Origin of the sequence: Xanthomonas sp. SHU 199 (genome assembly GCF_000364665.1) — a bacterium.
Lineage (GTDB): Bacteria > Pseudomonadota > Gammaproteobacteria > Xanthomonadales > Xanthomonadaceae > Xanthomonas_A > Xanthomonas_A sontii.
The window spans coordinates 1-3,055 of sequence record NZ_AQOI01000436.1; the positions used below are offsets into that span (position 1 = coordinate 1).

Genomic DNA, 3,055 nt, shown 5'->3' on the forward strand with positions numbered 1-3,055 from the left:
GCAGCCGCACCGGCTGCGCCACCTTGGACGTGCCATCGTGCAGCCAAGTGACGTCCAGACCCTGCACCGCCGTGGCCAGGGCATCGGCGATGGCGGCCTGGTTCACGCCCAGGCGCGCGGCGCGCACGCGGTCGACCACCAGCGTTTCGCGGGTGGCCGCACTCTCCACGCTGGTGTCGACATCGACCACGTTCGGCGTGCGCAGGAAGCGCCGCTCCAGCGCCAGGGCGAGCTGGCGGCTGCGCGGATAGTCCGGCCCGTACACCTCGGCCACCAGCGGCGCCAGCACCGGCGGCCCCGGCGGCACCTCCACCACCTTCAGCGACGCGCCATGCTGGCGTGCGATCGCCGCCAGCGGCGGACGCAGCGCGCGGGCGATGGCATGGCTATGGCGCGTGCGCTGGTGTTTGTCGACCAGGTTCACCTGCAGGTCGCCGACGTTGTTGCCGCTGCGCAGGAAGTACTGCCGCACCAGGCCATTGAAGTTGACCGGCGCCGAGGTCCCGGCATAGCCCTGGTAGTCGTGCACCTCGGACGTGCGGTCGAGTACCCCGGCCAACTCCCCCAGCAACGCATCGGTGTCCTGCACGGTGCTGCCTTCGGGCAGGTCGACCACGATCTGCAGCTCGGATTTGTCGTCGAACGGCAGCATCTTCAGCACCACCCACTGCAGCCCGACCAGGCCGACCGCGGCCAGCAGCAGGGCGGCGATGCCGGCGAACAGCCAGCCGCGCCGGCGCGCGCCGCGGACAGGATCCAGGAATGGGTGCAGCAAGCGCCCGAACAGGCGCTGCAGGCGCGGTGGCGCGTCGCCCCGCGCGTGTGCCTGCGCGGCTTGCGCCGGCACATGCCGCTTCAGCAGCTTCAGCGCCAGCCAGGGCGTCACCACCAGCGCGATCGCCAGCGACAGCAGCATGCCGACCGAGGCGTTGATCGGGATCGGCCGCATGTACGGCCCCATCAGGCCGCTGACGAAGGCCATCGGCATCAGCGCCGCGATCACGGTGAAGGTGGCGAGGATGGTCGGGCCGCCGACCTCGTCCACCGCCGGCGGAATCGCCTCACGCAAGGTCTTGCCGCCGGCGCGCAGATGGCGGTGGATGTTCTCCACCACCACGATGGCGTCGTCGACCAGGATGCCGATGGAGAAGATCAGCGCGAACAGCGACACGCGATTGAGGGTGAAGCCCATCGCCCATGAGGCGAACAGCGTCAGCGCCAGGGTCAGCACCACCGCGCTGCCGACCACGATGGCCTCGCGCCAGCCCAGCGCGAACAGCACCAGCAGCACCACCGAGGCGGTGGCGAACACCAGCTTGTGGATCAGCTTGGCGGCCTTGGCCGCCGCGCTGGCGCCGTAGTCGCGGGTGACCTCGGCATGCACGCCCTGCGGCAGCAGTTCGCCGCGCAAGGCCTGCAGGCGCGCGCTCACCACGCGGGTGAGCGCCGAGGCGTCGCTGCCCGGCTTCTTGGCGATGGCCAGGGTCACCGCCGGCGCGCGCCCCTGCGCCGGGCCGCCGCGCGTGGGCGGCGTGCCGTACCACACGTAGGCCGTGGGCAGGTCGGCACCGGCCTGGATCTGTGCCACATCACGCAACTGCAGCGGCCGGCCGTCGTGCACGCCGATCACCAGCTCGCGCACGGCGTCGGCATCGGCCAGGAACCGCCCGGCGCTGAGCGGCACCGCACGGCCGCCACCGATGCGGTCGCCACCGATGCGGTCGCCGAGCGGACGCACCACGTTCGCCCCCTGCAGCGCCTGGCCGAGGTCGGCCACGGTGAGGTCGTAGGCGGCCAGCCGCGCCGGATCCAGCGTCACCGTGACCACCCGCGGCGGCGCGCCGATGCTGTAGATATCGCGCGTGCCGGGGATGCGCTTGAGTTCCGTTTCCAGCGTGCGCGCGATCGCACCCAGGTCGGCGGCACTGCGCTGCGGATCGTCGCTCCACAGGGTCACGCTCATCACCGGCACGTCGTCGATGCCCTTGGGCTTGATCAGTGGTGCGCTCGCGCCCATCCGCGTCGGCAGCACGTCCAGATTGGAATACACCTGGTTGTACAGGCGCACCAGCGCGGTTTGCCGCGGCACCCCGACCTGGAATTCGACGGTCAACACTGCCTGCCCGGGGCGGCTCACCGAGTACACGTGCTTGATGCCCTCGATCTCGTCGAGCTTCTGTTCCAGCGGCGTGCTCAGCAGTTGTTCGACCTCGCGTGCATCGGCACCCGGCAGCGACACGAACACATTGGCCATGGTCACGTCGATCTGCGGTTCTTCCTCGCGCGGGGTGATCGCCACCGCCGCCAGGCCGAGCAGCAGGCCGAGCAGGGCCAGCAGCAGCGTCAGCGGATTGGCCTGGAAGAATGCCGCCAGGCGGCCGGACATCCCGAAACCGGCCGCCATCTCAACGCTCCGCCAGCGCGCGCCGCTGCGCCGCCAGCGCCTGTCCGGCAGCGACCGGATCGCGCGCCACCCGCTCGCCCGCGCGCAACCCCGCCAGCACTTCCACCCGCTGCGCATCGCGCTGGCCGATCCGCAGCTGCCGCAGGCTGAGCCGGCCGTCGGCCAGCACATAGGCCGCGCTGAGTTCGCCCCGTTGCAGCAGCGCCGACAGCGGAATGCGCAACGGCGCCGCCTCCGCGGCATCGCCGGCAGCCAGCGGCACCTCGACCTTGGCCGTGGTACCGGGTGCCGGGGCCGGTTGCAGCGCCGGCAATGGCACCCGCACCGTCACGCTGTGGCTGCGCGGATCGGCGGTGGGGAACACCGTCACCTGCGGAATCTGCAGGAGGCGTCCATCGTCCAACCGCACCTGCACGCGACGCGCGGCGCGGACCGCGTCCGCATCCGACTGCGGCACCTGCACCTCGATGCGCTGCGCGCCGGGCACGTACAGCGACAGCAAGGCCTGCTCGGCCGCCACCGCCTCGCCCGGCTGCACCTGACGCGCGCTGATGACGCCCGCAAACGGCGCGCGCACCACGGTGTAGTCGGCCGGCTGCTGCGCCTGCGCCAGTTGCGCGGCGGCGGCAGCGCGTGCGGCGTTCGCCGCAT

The 3,055-nt window shown here is 71.8% G+C and carries 2 protein-coding genes; both read right to left on the reverse strand.

Annotation, left to right across the window (positions count from 1 at the left end; all coding sequences use genetic code 11):
* On the reverse strand, positions 1 to 2,404 hold a 2,404-nt coding region (locus D183_RS0114060; protein ID WP_026144474.1), incomplete at its 3' end, for an efflux RND transporter permease subunit.
* Position 2,405: 1 nt separating this feature from the next.
* Positions 2,406 to 3,055 (reverse strand): efflux RND transporter periplasmic adaptor subunit (locus D183_RS26495; RefSeq protein WP_017909562.1); only part of this gene is annotated, 650 nt, incomplete at its 5' end.